General features: G+C 69.7%; 18 protein-coding genes and 1 tRNA gene. 7 read left to right on the top strand and 12 right to left on the bottom strand.

The window, feature by feature from the left end; translation table 11 throughout:
• Positions 1–177 precede the first annotated feature (177 nt).
• Positions 178–891: a FadR/GntR family transcriptional regulator gene (locus OG251_RS13610; protein WP_326677424.1), complete on the top strand. Its 714-nt coding sequence runs from the start codon at positions 178–180 to the stop codon at positions 889–891.
• 31 nt (positions 892–922) lie between these two features.
• Here the strand turns inward: OG251_RS13610 and OG251_RS13605 are convergent, their stop codons facing one another.
• The 3 genes from OG251_RS13605 to aspT (OG251_RS13595) are packed head-to-tail and all read right to left on the bottom strand — an operon-like array spanning position 923 to position 5974.
• A complete protein-coding gene (locus OG251_RS13605) occupies positions 923–2569 on the bottom strand; it encodes a bifunctional aspartate transaminase/aspartate 4-decarboxylase (RefSeq protein WP_326677423.1) in 1647 nt (548 codons plus the stop codon).
• A gap of 23 nt (positions 2570–2592) precedes the next feature.
• Positions 2593–4296: an aspartate-alanine antiporter gene (aspT, locus tag OG251_RS13600; protein WP_326677422.1), complete on the bottom strand. Its 1704-nt coding sequence runs from the start codon at positions 4294–4296 to the stop codon at positions 2593–2595.
• Between the two features lies 1 nt (position 4297).
• Positions 4298–5974 (bottom strand): aspartate-alanine antiporter, encoded by a 1677-nt coding sequence (gene aspT / locus OG251_RS13595; RefSeq protein ID WP_326677421.1) that lies wholly within the window; start codon positions 5972–5974, stop codon positions 4298–4300.
• 724 nt (positions 5975–6698) lie between these two features.
• Here aspT (OG251_RS13595) and OG251_RS13590 point away from each other — a divergent pair.
• The 6 genes from OG251_RS13590 to OG251_RS13565 all read left to right on the top strand — a co-directional run bounded on the left by OG251_RS13590 (position 6699) and on the right by OG251_RS13565 (position 14310).
• Positions 6699–8021, top strand: coding sequence for an ABC transporter substrate-binding protein (locus OG251_RS13590; RefSeq protein WP_326677420.1), 1323 nt, complete (start codon positions 6699–6701; stop codon positions 8019–8021).
• A gap of 142 nt (positions 8022–8163) precedes the next feature.
• Positions 8164–9162 (top strand): carbohydrate ABC transporter permease, encoded by a 999-nt coding sequence (locus OG251_RS13585; RefSeq protein ID WP_326677419.1) that lies wholly within the window; start codon positions 8164–8166, stop codon positions 9160–9162.
• Positions 9163–9177: 15 nt separating this feature from the next.
• Positions 9178–10095, top strand: a complete 918-nt coding sequence (locus OG251_RS13580; protein WP_326677418.1) for a carbohydrate ABC transporter permease — start codon at positions 9178–9180, stop codon at positions 10093–10095.
• A 62-nt stretch (positions 10096–10157) separates the two neighbouring features.
• Positions 10158–11648 carry a GH1 family beta-glucosidase gene (locus OG251_RS13575; RefSeq protein ID WP_326677417.1) on the top strand — a complete coding sequence of 497 codons (1491 nt, stop codon included), beginning with the start codon at positions 10158–10160 and terminating at the stop codon, positions 11646–11648.
• 232 nt (positions 11649–11880) lie between these two features.
• Complete coding sequence (locus tag OG251_RS13570) at positions 11881–12912, top strand: LacI family DNA-binding transcriptional regulator (protein WP_326677416.1); 1032 nt, start codon at positions 11881–11883, stop codon at positions 12910–12912.
• Between the two features lie 219 nt (positions 12913–13131).
• Complete coding sequence (locus OG251_RS13565) at positions 13132–14310, top strand: esterase-like activity of phytase family protein (RefSeq protein WP_326677415.1); 1179 nt, start codon at positions 13132–13134, stop codon at positions 14308–14310.
• Between the two features lie 235 nt (positions 14311–14545).
• Here the strand turns inward: OG251_RS13565 and OG251_RS13560 are convergent, their stop codons facing one another.
• The 9 genes from OG251_RS13560 to orn form a co-directional block, all read right to left on the bottom strand.
• Positions 14546–14881: a hypothetical protein gene (locus OG251_RS13560; RefSeq protein ID WP_326677414.1), complete on the bottom strand. Its 336-nt coding sequence runs from the start codon at positions 14879–14881 to the stop codon at positions 14546–14548.
• Positions 14878–15054 (bottom strand): hypothetical protein, encoded by a 177-nt coding sequence (locus tag OG251_RS13555; protein WP_326677413.1) that lies wholly within the window; start codon positions 15052–15054, stop codon positions 14878–14880. The genes OG251_RS13560 and OG251_RS13555 overlap by 4 nt, the downstream gene beginning before the upstream one ends.
• Complete coding sequence (locus OG251_RS13550) at positions 15051–15206, bottom strand: hypothetical protein (protein ID WP_326677412.1); 156 nt, start codon at positions 15204–15206, stop codon at positions 15051–15053. Before OG251_RS13550 ends, OG251_RS13555 begins: the two co-directional genes overlap by 4 nt.
• Positions 15206–15346, bottom strand: a complete 141-nt coding sequence (locus OG251_RS13545) for a hypothetical protein (protein ID WP_326677411.1) — start codon at positions 15344–15346, stop codon at positions 15206–15208. The genes OG251_RS13550 and OG251_RS13545 overlap by 1 nt, the downstream gene beginning before the upstream one ends.
• A gap of 101 nt (positions 15347–15447) precedes the next feature.
• Positions 15448–16683, bottom strand: a complete 1236-nt coding sequence (locus OG251_RS13540) for a helix-turn-helix domain-containing protein (protein WP_326677410.1) — start codon at positions 16681–16683, stop codon at positions 15448–15450.
• A gap of 268 nt (positions 16684–16951) precedes the next feature.
• Positions 16952–17122, bottom strand: coding sequence for a hypothetical protein (locus OG251_RS13535; protein WP_326677409.1), 171 nt, complete (start codon positions 17120–17122; stop codon positions 16952–16954).
• A gap of 77 nt (positions 17123–17199) precedes the next feature.
• Positions 17200–17607, bottom strand: a complete 408-nt coding sequence (locus OG251_RS13530) for a hypothetical protein (RefSeq protein WP_326677408.1) — start codon at positions 17605–17607, stop codon at positions 17200–17202.
• A 671-nt stretch (positions 17608–18278) separates the two neighbouring features.
• Positions 18279–18351: transfer RNA gene (locus tag OG251_RS13525), tRNA-His, on the bottom strand.
• A 126-nt stretch (positions 18352–18477) separates the two neighbouring features.
• The gene (gene orn / locus OG251_RS13520; RefSeq protein WP_073723945.1) at positions 18478–19080 is read right to left on the bottom strand and encodes an oligoribonuclease; all 603 of its coding nucleotides are present in this window, start codon (positions 19078–19080) and stop codon (positions 18478–18480) included.
• Positions 19081–19084 lie beyond the last annotated feature (4 nt).

Below are 19084 nucleotides of genomic sequence, written 5' to 3'. Positions count from 1 at the left end.
CATGGAAACGGTCTCTTCTCGGGTCGCCGGACGCGACCGGCGCAGCACGGCACCCCGCGGCGGGGTGCCGGTCGCTTCAGGCCCCGCCGCGGCAGCCGAGAAGAAGGAGACCGCTGAGCGTCATGCCGGTACAGTAGCCACCGAACAAGTCCTCAGACAACCTGACAGGTGAAACCCGTGTCCTCGCCCGGTCCGCTCGGCCGTCCCCTCGGCCCGCTCCGCCCCAGTCCCCTCGTCGAACAGGCCACGGACCACCTGCGCGAGCAGATCACCGGCGGACAGTGGCCGGTCGGCACGAAGATCCCCGGCGAGACCACCCTGGCCAAGACCCTCGGGGTCGGCCGCTCCACGGTCCGCGAGGCCGTGCGCGCCCTGGCCGCGACCGGGCTGGTCCAGGCCCGGCAGGGCGCCGGGGTCTTCGTCATCGCCGACCGTCCGCACGAGGACTGGCCCACGCGGCTGCGCCGGGCCGCGGTCACCGATGTCTACGAGGTCCGGATGATCGTCGAGGTCGAGGCGGCCCGGCTCGCCGCCGAGCGCCGCACCGAGGACGACCTCGTCGCCCTGGACGGGGCGATGGCGGCCCGCCGGGCGGCGAGCAGCTGGGGGGACGCGGAGTTCGTCGACGCGGACATCGCCCTGCACCGGGCGGTCGTGGCCGCCGCCCACAACCCCGTACTCACCGATCTCTTCGCGGAGTTCGCCCCCGCCCTGCGCCAGGGCCTGATCGACCTCGTCGATCTGCTGGACCTGCGCACCGCCCACCCCGGCCACGGCGAGGACACTCACGCCGCCCTCGTCCGGGCCGTGGTCGCGGGCGACGCGCAGGAGGCGGCACGGACCGCCAGGGCCGAGCTGGAGGCCACTCTCGGTATGCTGCGGGGCGCCTGACCCGGCGCCCCGCAGCACCTGGACCGGGGGCCTACCGCCCCTGCCACTCCTGCGCGTACTCGTCGAAGATCGCCCGCAGATGGTGGCCGATCTTCAGGTAGTCCAGGTCGTCCAGGTTGGCCAGCGACACCCGTACCGACCACTCCGGCCCGTCGAAGCCGCCACCGTTCAGCAGCACCACCGAGGTCTGCTCGGCCAGCCGGAACAGCGGGTCGACCGGTTCGTAGTTCTTCTCCAGGAAGTCGGCGAACGGCTTCCCGTGGACGCGTTCGGCCTCCGCGAGCAGGTCCAGTTCGATGTAGTACGCGGCCCGCTTGGGATCCTCGGAGATCTTCATGTGGACGCCCTCCAGCAGGAGTTCCAGGCGCTGACGCACGATGGCACGGATGCGGTGCTTGTACGCCTGGCCCTCGTCCAGCATGTCGAAGAGCGAGAAGAGCGACATCATCACCTGGTGGGGGAGCGACAGCCCGGCGGTGTGGTTCAGCGCCACCTGCCGGGAGTCCGCGACCAGCCGGTCGATGAACGTGATCTTCTCCGGCTCCAGCGACAGCGTCCCGTACCGCTCGTTCAGCCGGGCCTTCTCGTCCGGGCCCTGCGCCGCCAGCATCGCGTCGATCACGTTGTCGTCGTGCAGCCCGATCACCCCGAGCCGCCAGCCCGTGGCGCCGTAGTGCTTGGAGTAGGAGTACACGAGGATCGTGTTGCGCGGCAGATCGGCGGCGAGCGAGCGGAAGCCCTCCACGAAGGTGCCGTACACATCGTCGGTCACGATGATCAGATTCGGGTTCTGCTCGGCGACGATCGACATGATCTGCTCGGAGACCCTCGTGGAGAGCGCCAGCGAGGGCGGATTGCTGGGATTGACGCAGCAGACCATCTTCACCGTCGGGTCGGCGAGCTTGGCGATCTCCTCCTCCGGGTAGCGCCACTGCCGCACCCCGGTCTCCGTGAACAGACTGGCCTCGACACGGACCACGTCGAAGTCGTACGTGTCCAGCTCCGGGATCTCCAGGTACGGGGTGAACACCGGGACCATCAGGGCGATCCGGTCACCCTTCTTCAGAATCCCGTTCTTCAGCAGCGAGTCGAAGATGTAGCACATCGCCGCCGTACCGCCCTCGGTGGCGAACAGGCTCAGGTTCTGTCCGGCGGGCGGCCGGTGGTCGAACATCTCGTCCGCGACGTACCCGCGCACGATCTGCTCGGTGTGATGCAGAATCCGGCCGGGCACCGGGTAGTTGTCGCCGATCGAGGAGTCCGCCAGCTCGTGGACGAAGGCATCGGGGTCGAAGCCGAACCGCTTGACCGCCAGATCCACGCTCGCCTTGAGCAGCTCGATGCCGGGCAGCTCCGGGTGCGTACGGATGAAGTGCTCGAAGCGCTCCGCGCAGCCGACCTCCTCCGGCATGCCGCCCAGGTTGTCGGCCGTCCACACCCGGCGGGACTCGGAGATCGCGAAGTAGCCGAGCGCGTGGTACGCCTCGCGGGGGCCGGTGGCCACCCAGTTCGGGTTGCCGCGGCCCGCGTTGAGCATGGCCCGCGTCGTCCTGCCCTTCTGTCCGGGCTTGTCGCTCTGCGCCGACTGGGCGATCGTGATGAACTTGTCCTTCAGCTCGAACGGGCTGAGCCGGGCGAAGGAACGGATCTCTTCGCGGCTGAGGGTGGTCTTGGGCATGGTGGTCTCCGCTCCCGTGCGTTTCAGTGGTTGAGGATGACGATCACGGCGCCCCACACGGTCAGCAGGACGTTGCCGACGGCGTAGGGGATGGTGTAGCCGAGCGTGGGGATCTGTGACTTCGAGGTTTCGTTGACGGCGCCGATCGCGGCCGTGGTGGTCTGGCCACCGGCCAGCACACCCATCAGGATCGGGAACCGGATCTTCTGGACGTAGTGCCCGAACAGGAAGCCGACGATCAGCGGTACGACGGTGGCGACCGCCCCGAGGACGAGCAGCCCCCAGCCGGCCGTGGACAGTCCGCTGGTGAAGCTCGGCCCGGCGTTGATGCCGACCACCGCGACGAAGAGGCACAGCCCGAGCGTGTCCATGAACCACTGGGCGCCGGGCGGCACATTGCCGTACGTCGGGTACTTGCCGCGGATCCAGCCGAAGACCAGACCCATGATCAGGCCGCCGCCCGAGGTGGACAGCGAGATCGGCACCCCGCCCGCTGTCAGCGCCGGGATGCCGAGACAGCCGCCGAGGAAGATGCCGAGGCCGACCCAGATCATGTCGGTGGCGAAGCTCGTCGGGACGGGCTTGCCGATCTCCCTGCCCGCCGGGCCGACGAGCCGTTCGGGACCGGTGAGGATCACCGTGTCGCCGCGCTCCAGCTTCGTGGACAGCCGGTAGGGGAATTCGGCGCCGGCCCGGTACAGCTTGTCGATGTAGACGCCGACCATGAACGGCTCGCGCCGCAGCTCCTCGATGGTCCGGCCGAGCTGGGCCTTCTCCGAGGCGACGACGTGCAGCGTCTCGGTGCGGTAGCCCAGCAGTTCGACGTCGTCGGCCTCGGCGCCGATGTGCGTACGGGCGTCGAAGTCGACCAGGTCGTGGCGCAGGGCGCTGACCGCGACGGTGTCGCCGAGCGCCAGGGCCCGTTCCTGGTCGTGCTCCAGCACCGTGCCGCCGCGGCGGACACCGGTGAGGTAGACGCGCCGGCCGAGTTCCTTCTGCTGGTTCTCGAAGTCCTCGACGGTGCGGCCGACGAGGTCGGGGCGCTGGACGGTGTACGCGCGCAGCACCACCTCGTAGTAGCCCTCGCCCTCGTCGGGACTCTCGTTCGGGGCGTCCAGCTCGGCGGCGAGCTCGGCGCTCTCGGTGGCGAGGTTCCTGCGGTACAGCCGGGGCAGCACATTGGCCAGCAGCATCGCGCACAGGATCGTGCCGAGCGGATACGTCACCGCGTACCCGACGGCCACCAGGTTCTCCTGGGTCTTCACCTCGGCGGAGGAGAGGCCGGGCAGCGTGCCGATGGCGTCCTGGGCGACACCGATGGCGGCCGACTGCGTGAGCGCCCCGCTCATCAGACCGGCCCCCAGCCCGGGACCGTAACCGAGCAGCGAGGCGAACAGCCAGGAGACCAGCAGCCCGGTGACGCAGACGACGACGGCGTTGACGACCTGGGGCAGGCCGTCCTTCTTGAGGCCGCGGAAGAACTGCGGGCCGACCCGGTAGCCCAGGGCGAACAGGAACATGATGAAGAAGAGGTTCTTCACCGTGTCGTCGATCTGCACCTTGAACTGGGCGCCGAGCACCAGTCCGGCGACCAGACAGCCCGTCACCGCGCCGAGCGCGATCGCCTTGTACCGGACCTTGCCGAGCAGGAAGCCGAGCGCGATGACGATGAAGACGAGCAGTTCGGGATGGGGCTGGAAGATGTTCCGGTTGAGGAAATCGATCACATCAGGCTCCTAGGACGCCGACGAGGATCGGCCCGGTGAGCGGCAGCAGGAAGTTCGACAGCGTGTACGTGATCGTGTAGCCGAGCAGCGGTACGGAGCTCTGGGCCACCTGGGTGATGGAGGTGATCGCGGGGGTGGAGCACTGCTGTCCGGCGATGGCACCGATGAGCAGCGGTTTCTCGATCTTCAGCAGCTTGCGGCCGACGATCAGCGAGATCGTCGCCGGGACCAGCACCATGGCGATGCCCGCGAACGGCAGCAGCGCCCCGTACTCCTTGAGCAGCGGCCATGCCTGCGGTCCGGCGGTCAGTCCCGTGCAGGCGATGAAGACCGCCAGGCCCAGGTCCTTGAGCGTGCTCGCGGCCTGTGGCGGGAAGGCGCCGAAGGTCTGCTTGCGGGAACGGAACCAGCCGAAGATCAGGCCGGAGATCAGACAGCCGCCTCCGGTGCCGAGCGACATGGGGATATCACCGGCGTTGACGACGATCTGGCCCAGCAGGGAGCCCGCCACGATGCCGAACCCGAGGTAGATGAAGTCGGTCGTGTCGTTCTTGACCACGGCGCCGATCTTCGCGACCAGCTTGTTCAGCCCGCCGCGCGCACCGACCAGGGTCAGCACATCACCGCGGTAGAGCGTGGTGCGGCCCGAGGCGGGCAACTGCTGGTCGTTGCGCACGACCTCGGTGATGTAGACCCCGTCCGCGCGGAATTCGGGATGGTTCTTCTCCAGCTGGTCGATGGTCCGGCCGTGGGTGGCCTTCTCGGTGACGGCGACCTGCTTGGTGGCCAGCGGGGTGTCGAGGCCCGGAATGGCGGGGGTCTCGGGGCCGATCTCCCGGCCCGCCTCGATGATGGCCGCGCGCCGCCCGACGACCTGGACCAGGTCGCTGAGCGTCAGTTCCAGACCGGCGTCGGGCGTCAGCAGTTTGCTGCCGCGCTTGACGCCCTCGACCGTGATCCGGCCGCCGAGCGCGGTCTCCAGCTCCCCGATGGTGCGCCCGTCGGCCAGGGTCACGAGATAGGTGCGGCCGACCGTGCCGGGCAGCGCCTCGCGCTCGTCGGACTCCAGTCCGGCCGCTCCGCCGCGCATCTTCTCCCAGAGTTCGCGCGAGGCGTCCGCCAGGTTGATCCGCAGCAGCATCGGCATGACCTGGCTGGTGAAGAGCACGATGGTGATCAGGCCGAACAGATAGCAGACCGTGTACGCGGTGGCGACATGTCCCTGGTACTGGGAGATCTGATCGGCGCTCAGCCCGCTGAGCTTGCCGATGGCCTCGGTCGCCGTACCCACGACCGCCGACTCGGTCGCCGCGCCCGCCAGGATGCCGGCGGCGGTGCCGACGTCCAGGTCGAACCCCTTGGCCAGGCCATAGGCGATGCCGAGGACACAGACCAGCTCGATCAGGCAGAGCGCGAAGAAGCGCAGGCTCCTGCGGTTGAGGTTGGCGAAGAACTGAGGGCCCGCCATGTAGCCGAGCGAGAAGATGAACAGCGCGAAGAAGACGGTCTTGACGTCGTCGTTGACGCTGATGTGCCGGGTGCCGAGCACCAGCGAGACGATCAGCGTCCCGCAGATGCCGCCGAGGGTGATCGGGCCGACGCGGAGCTTGCCGACCAGGTATCCGGCGGCAAGACAGAGGAAGAGCGCCAGTTCGGGGTGGTCACGGATGACACCCATCGCGTCTCACCCGCCCAGCGGGGAGTAGGTGATCAAAAAGGACATAAGGGTGAAATTAGCAGCAGTTGGGTGTGAAGGCACTTCACTGCGCGGGCCCCGCGCTCGCGGGTTTTCCCCGGGTGGCCGAGGGGGTGGCCGAGGGGTGGTCAGGAGTCGGCCGGGGGTGGTCAGGAGTCGGCCGGGGGTTGGTCGAGAGGGTGGCCGAGGGGGCGGCCGAGGGGCGGGTCTTCGGGGAAAGAACGCGGAACCGGCCCGGGTGGGGTGCTCGGCGCCCCGGCTCGTTCACCTTCCGGCGGCCGTGTCGCGCCGTCCGCCTTCCCGTGGGGCAGTGCCGGACGGTCGACCGGCCGGGGCGCTCGGGGATGATCTCCGTCGCCGCCGGGGGTGGATCTCGCTGCTCTGCGGGCGCCTGACCTGCACACATGAACCCATGGGCGGACGGGCGATCAGAAGCCCGGCCGGGGGCGCAAGATGTCGTGCGGGCACGTTCCCGTGACGTGATGGACACGCTCGGGCAACGGAAACGTCTTCAACTCTTGACACTCACCCCCTTGAGGCAGCAACCTTCCGACATCGGCGCATGGGAGCGCTCCCACAACGCACGGGAATCTCGTGCGCATGGCACTGCCCGTGCCTCCGCCCCGTACCACCTGTCGTCGTCCCGCGCCGCTCCCCGGGCCCCGCGGAGCGGCGCCAGTCCCACCCCGGAACAAGGAGTAGTGGAATGCGCATCACCCGCAGCGTTGCCGGTCGACGCCGTAGAACCGCGATCGTGGCCACCACGGGCCTGACGGTCTCCGCCCTCTTGCTCACCGCGTGCAGCGACTCCTCGGACTCCGGCGGCGGAGCCGATGCCGACGGCAACATCACGCTGACCGTCGCCGACTTCGGGCAGTTCGGGTACAAGGAGGCCGGGCTCTTCGAGAAGTACCACGAGCTCAACCCGAAGATCACCGTCAAGGAGGACACCACCGCCGAGGAGAAGAACTACTACCCCAAGCTGCTTCAGCAGCTGAACTCGGGCAGTGGGCTGGCGGACGTCCAGGGGATCGAGGTCGGCCGGATCAAGGAGATCGTCGACACCAAGGCGGACGCGTTCGCCGACCTCGGCAAGGTGATAGACGTCGACGAGTGGGTGTCGTGGAAGGAGAAGCAGGCCACGGCCCCCAGCGGTGCGGTGATCGGCGCGGGGACCGACATCGGCCCGATGTCCCTCTGCTACAACACCGAGCTGTTCGGCAAGGCCGGTCTGCCGACCGACCGCGCCGAGGTCGCCAAGCGGACCGCCGGGGGCTGGGAGGACTTCCTCGCGCTCGGTGAGGAGTTCAAGAAGAAGGCGCCCAAGGGCACGTACTTCATGGACTCCGCGAGCGCGATGTTCAACGCCGTGGTCAGCTCGAACGCGAAGCAGTACTACGACGAGAGCGGCAAGCCGATCTACCAGGACAGCCCCAGCGTCAAGCAGGGCTGGGACCTGGCCGCCGAGGCCGCGTCGAAGAAGCTGACCCAGGGCCTCGCGCAGTTCGAGGACCCGTGGCAGGCCGCCCTGCGCAAGGGCACCATCGCGACGGTGGTGTGCCCCGCGTGGATGGCCGGTCAGATCTCGACGTACGCCGGTGACGCCAACAAGGGCAAGTGGGACATCACCACCGCCCCCGGTGCGACCGCCGCCAACTGGGGCGGCTCCTTCCTCTCCGTACCGAAGTCCGGCAAGAACGTGGACGAGGCCATGAAGCTCGTCAAGTGGCTGACCGCCCCCGAGCAGCAGGCCGCCGTCTTCAAGGCGATCGGTGTCTTCCCGTCCAACAAGGGCGCGTACGAGCTGCCCGACGTGAAGAACGCGACCCTCCCGTACTTCAACAACGCCCCGATCGGGCAGATCTACGCGGCTGAGGCGACGTCCATCCCCGAGGCGGTCATCGGCCCGAAGGACGGCGTGATCAAGGACTCCATCTCCACCCAGATCAACAACATGGAGCAGCGCGGGACCAGCCCCGACGACGCCTGGGACGCGGCGACCAAGGCCATCGACAAGGCGATCGGCTGAACCGCCGCCGGTGCGGGCGGCCGTCCGCCGCCCGCACCGGCGCTTTTGGCGAAACCGCCCTCATCCCCACCCCGACTCCGCCTCCGGTCCGGCCGCTCACCGCGTCGTCCTGCCGGCGCACCCCAGGGAAGGACTCCCGCCCGTGGCAACCTCGACCTCCACCCGGGACGCGTACGCCCCGCCACCCGGTGATCCCCAACGTGAACAGCGGGCCGCCCGACGTCAGTTGTGGCGCAGTCGGCTGTGGCGGTTCGACGACAAGGCGTCCCCGTACGCGTACATCGCGCCGTTCTTCCTCGTCTTCGCCGCCTTCGGGCTCTACCCGCTCATCTACACCGGCTGGATAGCCCTGCACCGGGTGGAGATGACCGGCCTGGATCGGATGGAGTGGGTCGGCTGGGGGAACTTCGACCGTATCCTGCACGACTCCGAGTTCTGGACGGCGGTCAGCAACACCTTCCTGATCGGGGTCATCTCGACCGTTCCGCAGCTGCTCGTCGCGCTGGGCCTGGCCCATCTGCTGAACTACAGGCTGCGGGCCAGTACGTTCTGGCGCACCATCATCCTGACGCCGTACGCCACCTCGGTGGCCTCGGCCGCCCTCGTCTTCGCGCTGGTCTTCCGCGCCGACGGCGGCCTGCTGAACTGGGCACTCCACTTCGTCGGCTTCGGTGACACCAACTGGGCCAACGGGCACTGGACGTCGAAGATCGCCATCTCCGTGATCGTGATCTGGCGCTGGACGGGGTACAACGCCCTGATCTACCTGGCCGCCATGCAGGCCGTGCCGAACGACCTGTACGAGGCCGCCTCGCTCGACGGCGCGTCGCGCTGGCAGCAGTTCCGCAAGGTGACCATCCCCTCGCTGCGGCCGACGATCCTCTTCACGATCGTCATCTCGACCATCGGCTCGATGCAGCTGTTCGGCGAGCCGCTGCTCCTGGAGGGCGGCGCGCTCGGCGCCACCGGCGGCAATGAGAATCAGTACGAGACGCTCAGCGTCTACCTCTACAACTACGGCTGGAATCTCGGGCATCTGGGCCCGGCCGCCGCAGTGGCCTGGGCGATGCTCGCCCTCCTGCTCATCATCGCCGCGGTCAACTGGCTCATCGGCCGCTTCACACGCACCTCAGCGGCCTGACCGGGAGCGAATTCCATGACCATGACCAGCCCCACCCAAGCCCCGCAGGCCCTCCCGCCGAAGCCCGAACGCCGGACACCGCAGCGTAGGAGCCGCTTCCGGATGGGCGCGGGCCAGCAGATGAAGGGCGGCCCGTTCGCCTATGCCGCGCTGATCGTCGTCGGTATCGGTTCGCTGCTGCCGCTCTACTGGACGCTCGTGGCGGCGTCCCGCACCCAGGACGAAGTCCTCGCCAGTACCCCGCCGTTCCTGCCCGGCGGGCGGCTGTTCGACAATCTGCGGACGGCCTGGGAGCAGGCGAACCTCGGCAAGGCGATCGTCAACAGCATCGTCGTCTCCGCGTCGATCACCGCGGCGACGCTGTTCTTCTGCACGCTGGCCGGCTACGCCTTCGCCAAGATGCGCTTCCGCGGCCGCGGCTGGCTGATGACCGCGGTCATCGCCACGCTGACGATCCCGCCGCAGCTCAGCGTCGTCCCGCTGTTCATGATGATGTCCGACCTCGGCTGGGGCGGACAGCTGGAGTCGGTGATCTTCCCGACCCTGGTGAGCGCCTTCGGCGTGTTCTTCATGCGTCAGTACCTGATCGAGGCACTGCCGTACGAACTCATCGAGGCGGCCAAGATCGACGGGGCGAACAACCTCCGCATCGTGGTGAGCGTGGTCCTCCCGGTGGCCCGCCCGGCGATGATGGTGCTGGGCATGCTCACGTTCGTCCAGGCATGGAACGACTTCTTCTGGCCCTACCTCGCGCTGAACCAGCAGAACCCGACCCTCCAGGTCGCGCTGGGGCAGCTCAGCGCCTCCTACACCCCTGACCAGAGCATCGTCATGGCGGGCGCGCTGATCAGCACGCTGCCGCTGCTCGTGGTGTTCGTCCTCTTCGGGAAGAAGATCGTCGGAGGGATCATGTCCGGCGCGGTCAAGGGGTGACACCCGCCCACCACCGTTCTGCCCCTGCCCCTGCCCCACCCACCCCCTGGGAGCGCTCCCGCATGACTGCCGTACGACCTGACGCCACCCTCACGCCCACTGCCGCCACCGTCCCGCACGGGGAACCCGGAGCGCCCCTCTTCCCGGCGGGCTTCGTCTGGGGCGCCGCGACCGCCGCCTACCAGGTGGAGGGCGCCGCCGCCGAGGACGGCCGCACCCCCTCCATCTGGGACACCTTCAGCCGCACCCCCGGCAAGGTCCGCAACGGCGACACCGGCGACATCGCCGCCGACCACTACCACCGCTACGGCGACGACGTCGCGCTGATGAAGCGGCTCGGGCTCAAGGCGTACCGCTTCTCCGTCTCCTGGTCCCGCGTCCAGCCCACCGGCCGCGGCCCCGCCGTCGAGCGCGGCCTGGACTTCTACCGCAAGCTCGTCGACGAGCTGCTGACGGCGGGCATCACCCCCGTCGCCACGCTCTACCACTGGGACCTCCCGCAGGAGCTGGAGGACGCGGGCGGCTGGCCCGAGCGCGCCACCGCCGAACGCTTCGCCGACTACGCCGCCATCATGGCCGGTGCGCTCGGCGACCGGGTCGGCATGTGGACCACGCTCAACGAGCCCTGGTGCTCGGCCTTCCTGGGGTACGGCTCCGGGGTGCACGCCCCCGGCCGCACCGAACCGGCCGCCGCGCTGCGGGCCGCCCACCACCTCAACCTCGCCCACGGCCGGGCGGTCGAGGTCCTGCGCGACCGGCTCCCCGCCGCCGCGCAGATCTCGGTCACCCTCAACCTCCACCAGGTCCGCCCGCTGACCACGAGCGCCGAGGACGCGGACGCTGCCCGCCGGATCGACGCCGTGGGCAACCGGGTCTTCACCGGCCCGATGCTGCGGGGCGAGTACCCCGAGGACCTGATCGCCGACACCGCGCACCTGGTCGACTGGTCCACGCTCGTCCGGGACAGCGACCTGCCGGTGATCTCCCGCCCCGTCGACGTACTCGGCGTCAACTACTACACGCCGACGATCGTCTCCACGCCCGCCTCCGGAGCGGGGGACACCCGCAACGACGGCCACGGCAACAGCGACCACTCCCCGTGGCCCGGCTCCGAGCACGTCGCCTTCCACCTCGCCGAGGGCAGGCCGCGTACGGCGATGAACTGGTCGGTGGACCCCGACGGACTGTACGACCTGCTCCTCGACGTCACCCGTGACCACCCGGGCCTGCCCCTGATGGTCACGGAGAACGGCGCCGCGTTCGACGACTACGTGACCCCCGAGGGCACGGTCGAGGACCCCGAGCGGATCGCCTACCTGCGCGGCCATCTGGACGCCGTACAGCGGGCCGTGGCCGACGGGGCGGACGTACGGGGCTACTTCCTCTGGTCGCTCATGGACAACTTCGAGTGGGCGTACGGGTACTCGAAGCGCTTCGGCGCGGTGTACGTCGACTACGCGTCCCAGCTGCGCACTCCCAAGGCGAGCGCCCACTGGTACGCCGACGTGATCCGCCGCCACGCGCTGCCGCCGGTGCCGGACGCGCACGCCTGACCGCCGCGGCACCACGAAGCCGGGAGACCCCGCCCCACCGGACGGGGTCTCCCGGCTTTCGCGCGGGTGCGGAACCCCGGCGACGATCACCGTTCCCGGCCGCCTGCCCGTAGACTCGGCTCTTCTGGGAGCGCTCCCAAGCCGCACGGCCCGGCCCCCGCCGGGACGGAACATCCGAGACTTGGATTGACTTTGCGGCTGTGAGAAATTGACCGGGAACGGGGAGGCAGCCATGGCGGCAGCGCGAGTACGGAGCGGCGGGCGGCCCACGCTCGAAGAAGTGGCGGCACGGGCGGGAGTCGGCCGGGGCACCGCCTCCCGCGTCATCAACGGCTCGCCACGGGTCAGCGCGCAGACCCGCGAGGCGGTCCAGGCGGCGGTCGCCGAGCTGGGCTACGTACCCAACCGGGCCGCCAGGGCGCTGGCCGGCAACCGCACCGACGCCATCGCCCTGGTCGTCCCCGAACCCGAGACCCGCTTCTTCGCCGAGCCGTACTTCTCCGACATCGTGCGCGGTGTCGGCGCCGCGCTCGCCGACACCGAGATGCAGCTGCTGCTCACCCTCGTGGGCAACGACCGGGAGCGCCGCCGGCTCGCCCAGTACCTGACCGCCCACCGCGTCGACGGTGTCCTGCTGGTCTCCGTGCACGCCGACGACCCACTGCCCGACCTGCTCGAACAGCTCGGGATGCCCTCCGTGATCAGCGGCCGCCGCAGCGCCGCCGAACCCCTCGCCTCGGTGGACTCCGACAACTTCGAGGGCGCGCGGGCCGCCGTCGACCACCTGGTCTCCCGGGGCCGCCGCTCCGTCGCCACCATCACCGGACGCCTGGAGGTCTACGGCGCCCAGCGCCGCCTCGACGGCTACCGCGCGGCCGTCGCCGCGGCGGGGCTGGCCCCCGACGAACGCCTCATCGCCCCCGCCGACTTCACCGAGGAGGGCGGCGCCCGTGCGATGCGCGAACTCCTGGACCGCCGCCCCGACCTCGACGCGGTCTTCGCCGCCTCCGACGTGATGGCCGCGGGCGCCCGCCAGGTCCTGCGCGAGGCCGGGCGCCGCATCCCCGACGACGTCGCCCTGGTCGGCTTCGACGACTCGGTCGTCGCCCGCCACATGGACCCGGCCCTCACCAGCGTCCGCCAGCCGATCGAGGAGATGGGCCGCACGATGGCCAGGGTCCTCCTGGACGAGATCGCGGGCCGCTCGGAGGAACGCCCGAGGATCGTGCTGCCGACGGAACTGGTGGTACGGGACTCGTCCTGAGGGTGCCGTGCGCACGCCGTCTGGTACGGGACTCGTCCTGAGGGGGCGGTGCGCACGCCGTCGCTGACGGCCCGACAGGGGGACCGTGCGCTATGCCCGGTGAGCCGGGTGGGCATGCCGACGGCCGCTCGCTGAGAACAACCGTTCGTCCCGCCGCGGGGGTCATTCACACGCATGGGTGACTGCGCTCGATGCGCATGACGGGACAAGATCAAATGCATGAGAGCTTCCTTGATCCGCCGCGCGTGTGCCGCGGCCCTGGTGCTGGCGACGGTCACACCTCCCGCGGTGGCCGCCCAGTCGGATGGCACCACCGCACGGTCCGGCACCGCCGCACGGTCCGCCATCGGGGCGCAGGTCCGTCTGCTGGGCGAGAAGACCGTTCCGCACAAGCTCGCCTTCCGGGACACGACGGTCGGCGGTCTGTCCGGCATCGACCGGAATCCGTGCACGGGCGAGTACGTCATGGTCAGCGACGACCGTTCGTACCTCCAGCCCGCCCGCTTCTACACCGCCAGGATCGACGTGGACCGCGCCGGAGTGCACTCCGTCGACTTCACCGGCACCCACCCGTTCCTTCAGCCGGACGGCTCGGTCTACCCGCCGCCGAGCCTCAACGACGGCAAGGCCGTGGACCCCGAAGAGCTACGGGTGGACCCGCGGAGCTGCCGGTACTGGTGGGCCCAGGAGGGCGACCGGCCGAGCTCGGCGAGCGCCCCGGTGATCCAGCCGTCGATCCAGTTCGCCAACCGCACCGGCGCCTATCGCGGCCAACTCCGTCTGCCGCCCAACTACGAGTTCACCCTGGGCGATCGGGGCCTGCGGCGGAACAAGGCGGTGGAAGCGATCACGTTCGGAGCCAGGAGCAGCGTGCTCACCAGCGCCGTCGAGGGTCCGCTGCTCCAGGACGGTCCGGAGCCCGATCTGGAACGCGGCGCCCTGGTCCGCGTCACCCAGCAGAACCGCAAGGGCGACGTGCTCGGGCAGTTCGCCTACCCCTTGGAGAAGATCTTCACCGCGTCCGACCCGTCCAGCCCGTGGGCCCCGGACACCGGCGTGCCCTCGATCCTCGCCTTCCCCGACGACCCCAGCCGCTACCTCGTACTGGAACGCACCTGGGTGGCGGGCGCGGGTTACAAGATCCGCATCTTCGACGCCACCACCCGTGGCGCGACCGAGGTGCAGAAGATGGACTCGCTGGCCGGGCAGAGGGTCCTGCCGATGCGCAAGAAGCTGGTCGCGGACTTCCATGACCTGGGCCTGCCCACGATCGAGAACACCGAGGGCATGACCTGGGGTCCGGACCTGCCGGGTGGCGAACGGACCCTGCTGCTGGTCAGCGACGACAACTTCTCCCAGGAGGAGGCCACCCAGATCGTCGCACTGGGCGTCCGCTGAGAAGCCGGTAACGACGACGGGCGGCACCGCAGCACCACACCTCGGCTCCTCCTCCCCTTGGTCCGGGAGGAGCAGAGTCCGTCATCTGAGTCCGTGCCGGTTCGGGTCGCGGCAGACGCCCTTCGCGGTGCCGCATCCGGCACATCCCTGCCCGCCTTCGTCGCTCGCGGGCGGGGTGGGGATCAGGCTGCTGTGCATGGTGGTTCCGTTCAGGTGGTGGGCCGCCGATGGGGGTTCAGGGGCGGCAAATCGGCGTCCCCACAGGTCGGGCGGTGCCGTCGCGGATATGGCAGACGCACGCGCAGTCCAGGAGCCGGCAGTGGTCATGCGCGTCGGCGAGGTGGGGTTGCCGTGCCGCGCGGCAGGGGGTGCTGTGGGTGTCGCCGCGGAGTTGCTCGGCCAGGGCCAGCATGTCATCGAGCCGGGCCCCGGCGGCTGCGGCTTCGGCCAGTTCGGTGTTCGTGATCGGTTCGCCGTGCCACAGGAGGGTGATTCCGTGTTCGGGGCACCGGGCCATGCTGTCGGTCTGGATCGCGAAGTCGTGGACGCCGCCGCTGTGGTGGCACTTCACTCGGAGTCCCTCCCGGTGCGGTCCGCGCTGTCCGGGGTGTTCGGCCATTCCCTGTGCTCGCTGGGGGCGCGCCAGTCGTAGTGGGGGCCGGTGTGGCCGGGGGGCTGGGTGCACCGGGCGTACGTGCCGGGGGTCTCGGCCCAGCAGTACCCGTACCCGATGGGCGTGTTCATCGGCGTACCTTCTTCCAGGTGCGCCCGAGCCGTACGGCGGTCGCGCACGGCACCCCCGTACGGCAGGTGGCGCATGCCAGGGTGTGCCCGAGGTACGCCAGATACGCGCGCTCCGGGGGCTGATACGCGGTCCGCTGCCGCGTCGGTGCCATCACCGGGCCGCCCTCCGCCCCGAGCACGCCAGGGCATCCACACACTCACGGGGGAACCACGCGTACGCGGCACCGGTGACCGGATCGCCGATCAGGTCTGCGGCGCGTTGCGGTGAGACGTGCCAGGTCATGACAGACATGCGAGAGCCCCCTGGGGACGGCCGAATGACGGACCGTCACCGTAGGGGGCTGGGCAAGGGGGAAGGGGGGCAACTTGTACCCCTGTCCCGGCCTGTACCTGCTACCCGACAGTAGCTACGCCGACAGCTTCGGCCAACTGGCTTGTCTCGACGCGCATCGACCGCGAGCTGTGCCGCCACAGCTCTGCCGCGACCGTACGAGCCGACGGGGTGTACGCCACGGTCTCGGCGCCGATCTTGTGTGCCCTCTGCATGACGTGCAGTGCTGCCGTGCGGTCCCCGCGCTGGAGATGCCCGCGCGCCACCTCCACCCACAGCCGGGCCCGCCGCTCGCGTGACGGCATGATGTCCGGGTCGATGTCGTCCGCCAGCCCGATCGCCTTCTGCGACTTCCGCAGGTCGGTGGCCACCGACACCGCGTGGAAGTCCACATTGGCCCGGCCGAACACGGTCGACGGATGCACGTACGAGGCGGGCAGGGACTTGGCGACCTGGTCGCCCTTCCCCCAGTACCGCCATGCCTCCCCCTCGCTGCCCTCACGGGCGGCGGTGACGGCGGCATGAAGCTGGAGTGCGCCGTAGATTCCGTGCCAGTCCTCCGGGGCACCGTCGAGGTGAGGGCGGATCAGGTCTGCGGCCTCCATGACGACACGCAGCGCCTCTTCCGGATACGAGGTTTCACGGAGGATGTTGCCCAAGTTCCAGGCTGACGCCGCGATGGCCGCAGGCTGGTCGGCTGCCTGCGCTGCCGACAGCGCGCGGTCAGCAACCACCCACGCCAGTTCGGTCGGGGCCACGTACGCGGTCGCCTGGCCGGTCAGCCGGTAGATATCCGAGAGCGCGACTTGAGCCGCGCGGCGCCGGTCTCCGTCGAGGCTGCGTACCGCGTGTTCACCGTCCCGAATCAGAGCGGGGAGAAGGGAGCCGACCTCGGTTCGGTTCCGTGCCGACGAGTGCCACAGGCGCCACGTCTGATCCGCCCGCCCCTGGAGCACGACCGGATCGACCGGGCCGCCCGGAGGCGCGGCGAGCGTACGGGTCATGACCGCTGACCAGATGTCCGGCATCCCTGGGTGGGAGAGACGCCCGAGCGGTACCGGCTGGGCCGGTGCGCCGGGGTCGGTGCCAGTGATAACGGACAGGTCGGCGACCTGGAGGGCCGCCGCGAGCTTCAGCAGCAGTGTGTGCGACCGAAGCTCGCGCTCCCCTGACTCGATCTTCTTCAGCCACTCGGCGCCCCGGCCGCAGAGCTGAGCGAGGATCGGGCGCGACATGCCCCGAGACTCACGTAGGACGCGGATGCGCTCGCCGGTACTGAGCTCTGCGGGGATGTCCATGGTGCCCCTCCGTCTGGCTGTCGGTCTCGCCAGAGTACGGCCGGGTGGCATCTCGTGGGGAGGCCGTGCGGCTCCAAGCGGCGGTGGGACGCGGCCCTTTGACAGGTGAGTTGACCGCTCGGCCGGCGCCCGGCAACCTGGCCTCAGAACGAGAGAACGATGTCCTTGAGCAGGCGCAGGGCCTTGCGGCCCTCCGACCAGGTCCAGGCATACGAAACATCCCCCGCCGCCCGAAGGCGAAGGGGGCGACCTTGCAGTCCTGTGGCCGTTACTGGGCGGGCTGACCGCTACCGGGACACATCTCGGTGCCGGTGCCGCCGACCTGATGGCTGGCGGTCGGGGTGCCGGCCGGGCTTCCGACGCCCGCGCCGCAGGACGGGCAGTAGCCCTCGGTGAGACCTGGGTCGAACCGGCGGCCGGGGGTCGTGTGACTGCACATATCAGATCCTCCTCGTTGGAGTGGTGCTGACAGGTGGTGCACATGCGCCCTGGATCGGTCGCCCGGGCGGGGAGTCCCTAAACCTTCCGCACGAACGCCTTCGCCCCGTTGTTGAACTCCACGGTCATGCCGAGGTTGTCCGGGCGCTCGTCCTCGCGGGTCGACCAGCGGGTGATGCTCGCGATCTCCCGCGACTCGGACCGGCCGATCACCGCAGCCAGCCATGCCTCCGCGTTGTCGCCGGCCTGCGGCTCGCCCCAGGCCGGCAGAGCGTCGTACGCGACCGGAACGTCAGCGTGCTCGTGCTTCTCGCCGGCGGCCAGCTGTCCGATGATCTGCCAGCGGGACTCGCCTGCGGCGGCGACGATGACGAGGCCGAAGGGGAACCGGCTCTCCCCGGCTTCGGCAGCCGTCTGGACGCGGGTCACACCGGGGGTGTTCTTGACCAGGTCGAGGACGAAGTCCTGGAATCGCGCGGGTCGCATTTGTGATCAATCCTTCCATGGCGGCCGAGCCAGTCTAGGCCCGCCCGGGCGACCGGGAAGCCAGCCATCCCCGCACGTGCGAGGTCACACACGGATATCCGGAACTGGTCGGGCTCGCCCCACACATAAGGGGGTTATGCCTTCTGACCTGCGGCTTTGTGGGCACCGACCATGAGGATCAGTGACGTTCGCTGCCCCGGATACTACCGGCGGGGCATCCTCTTCGGCAGGCTCACGGATACTTCCGCCGCGGCCGGGATCCAGCGCTGCCGACGACGGCGACGTACTCGGGGTCGTCGGTGCCCCATCACAGCGGCGCACCGAAGCATCCGGACGCCCGGCGGCTGCAACGCGTACCCAGCCGGGCAGGCAGGACCCGCCGGGGCCGGGACGCCGGCCACGGTGGTGTGCCGGAGTAGCGACAGGTGGATGCGGAGGTCGCGCCGAAGATCCTCGGGCGTGCGGTCCTCGATGCCGGTCGGTCTGCTGATGCGGCGCTCGGCCCACTGCTCGAACGGTATGTCGCCGGGAACGGCGGGCTCCGCCACGAAGCCACGGCCCCTGGGTCCGCCCGAGGCCCGAATCGGGGGGCTTGGCCGGACCCGCGTCGGGACGGATCTGGAAACAGATCAGCCCCTGACCCGTTCCCGGGTCAGGGGCTGATCATTCAGGGTGAGTAACGGGACTTGAACCCGCGACATCCTGGACCACAACCAGGTGCTCTGCCAGCTGAGCTATACCCACCATGTCGTCCGGTCACTTTTCCGACCGGCCGAGAAAAAGTGTACAGGGTCCGGGAGGGTGCTCGCGCCCCCGTTGTTTTTCCCCGGTCCACGGGCCCCGAAGGGCCCGTGACCTGGGCTTGTCGTGCTACTCGGGCGGCAGTACGTGGCGCGCCGCGATCTCCTTGGCGCGCTCCGAGTCCGGGCCGGGCTGCGGTACGAAGACCGCCTCCCGGTAGTAGCGCAGTTCCGCGATGGATTCGCGGATGTCAGCCAGTGCCCGGTGGTTGCCGCTCTTGGCCGGGCTGTTGAAATACGCCCGCGGGTACCAGCGGCGGGCCAGCTCCTTGATGGAGGACACGTCGACGATCCGGTAGTGGAGGTAGCCCTCCAGCGTCTGCATGTCCCGCGCAAGGAAGCCGCGGTCGGTGCCGACCGAGTTCCCGCAGAGGGGGGCCTTGGCCGGCTCCTTCACGTGTTCGCGTACGTATGCCAGGACCCGCTCCTCGGCGTCGGCCAGGGTGGTTCCCCCGGCCAGCTCGTCGAGGAGACCCGAGGTGGTGTGCATCTGCCGCACCACCTCGGGCATGGTCTCCAGGGCCGCGTCCGGCGGGCGGATCACGATGTCCACCCCTTCGCCGAGCACGTTCAGCTCCGAGTCGGTGACCAGTGCGGCCACCTCGATGAGTGCGTCGTCCGTCAACGAGAGCCCGGTCATCTCGCAGTCGATCCACACCATGCGGTCGTTCATGCGC

The sequence above is a fragment of the Streptomyces sp. NBC_01237 genome (assembly GCF_035917275.1).
Taxonomy (GTDB): Bacteria; Actinomycetota; Actinomycetes; order Streptomycetales; family Streptomycetaceae; genus Streptomyces.
Note: the sequence above shows the minus strand (reverse complement) of the source record. Positions and strands in the feature narration are given on the sequence as shown.

Bases quoted from the DNA above. Each gene is read 5' to 3' on its own strand.
- OG251_RS13605 (WP_326677423.1), bottom strand. From the start codon at position 2,569: ATGCCCAAGACCACCCTCAGCCGCGAAGAGATCCGTTCCTTCGCCCGG.
- aspT (WP_326677421.1), bottom strand. From the start codon at position 5,974: ATGGGTGTCATCCGTGACCACCCCGAACTGGCGCTCTTCCTCTGTCTT.
- OG251_RS13590 (WP_326677420.1), top strand. From the start codon at position 6,699: ATGCGCATCACCCGCAGCGTTGCCGGTCGACGCCGTAGAACCGCGATC.
- OG251_RS13580 (WP_326677418.1), top strand. From the start codon at position 9,178: ATGACCATGACCAGCCCCACCCAAGCCCCGCAGGCCCTCCCGCCGAAG.
- OG251_RS13575 (WP_326677417.1), top strand. From the start codon at position 10,158: ATGACTGCCGTACGACCTGACGCCACCCTCACGCCCACTGCCGCCACC.
- OG251_RS13570 (WP_326677416.1), top strand. From the start codon at position 11,881: ATGGCGGCAGCGCGAGTACGGAGCGGCGGGCGGCCCACGCTCGAAGAA.
- OG251_RS13565 (WP_326677415.1), top strand. From the start codon at position 13,132: ATGAGAGCTTCCTTGATCCGCCGCGCGTGTGCCGCGGCCCTGGTGCTG.
- OG251_RS13555 (WP_326677413.1), bottom strand. From the start codon at position 15,054: ATGAACACGCCCATCGGGTACGGGTACTGCTGGGCCGAGACCCCCGGC.
- OG251_RS13550 (WP_326677412.1), bottom strand. From the start codon at position 15,206: ATGGCACCGACGCGGCAGCGGACCGCGTATCAGCCCCCGGAGCGCGCG.
- OG251_RS13545 (WP_326677411.1), bottom strand. From the start codon at position 15,346: ATGTCTGTCATGACCTGGCACGTCTCACCGCAACGCGCCGCAGACCTG.
- OG251_RS13540 (WP_326677410.1), bottom strand. From the start codon at position 16,683: ATGGACATCCCCGCAGAGCTCAGTACCGGCGAGCGCATCCGCGTCCTA.
- OG251_RS13535 (WP_326677409.1), bottom strand. From the start codon at position 17,122: ATGTGCAGTCACACGACCCCCGGCCGCCGGTTCGACCCAGGTCTCACC.
- OG251_RS13530 (WP_326677408.1), bottom strand. From the start codon at position 17,607: ATGCGACCCGCGCGATTCCAGGACTTCGTCCTCGACCTGGTCAAGAAC.
- orn (WP_073723945.1), bottom strand. From the start codon at position 19,080: ATGAACGACCGCATGGTGTGGATCGACTGCGAGATGACCGGGCTCTCG.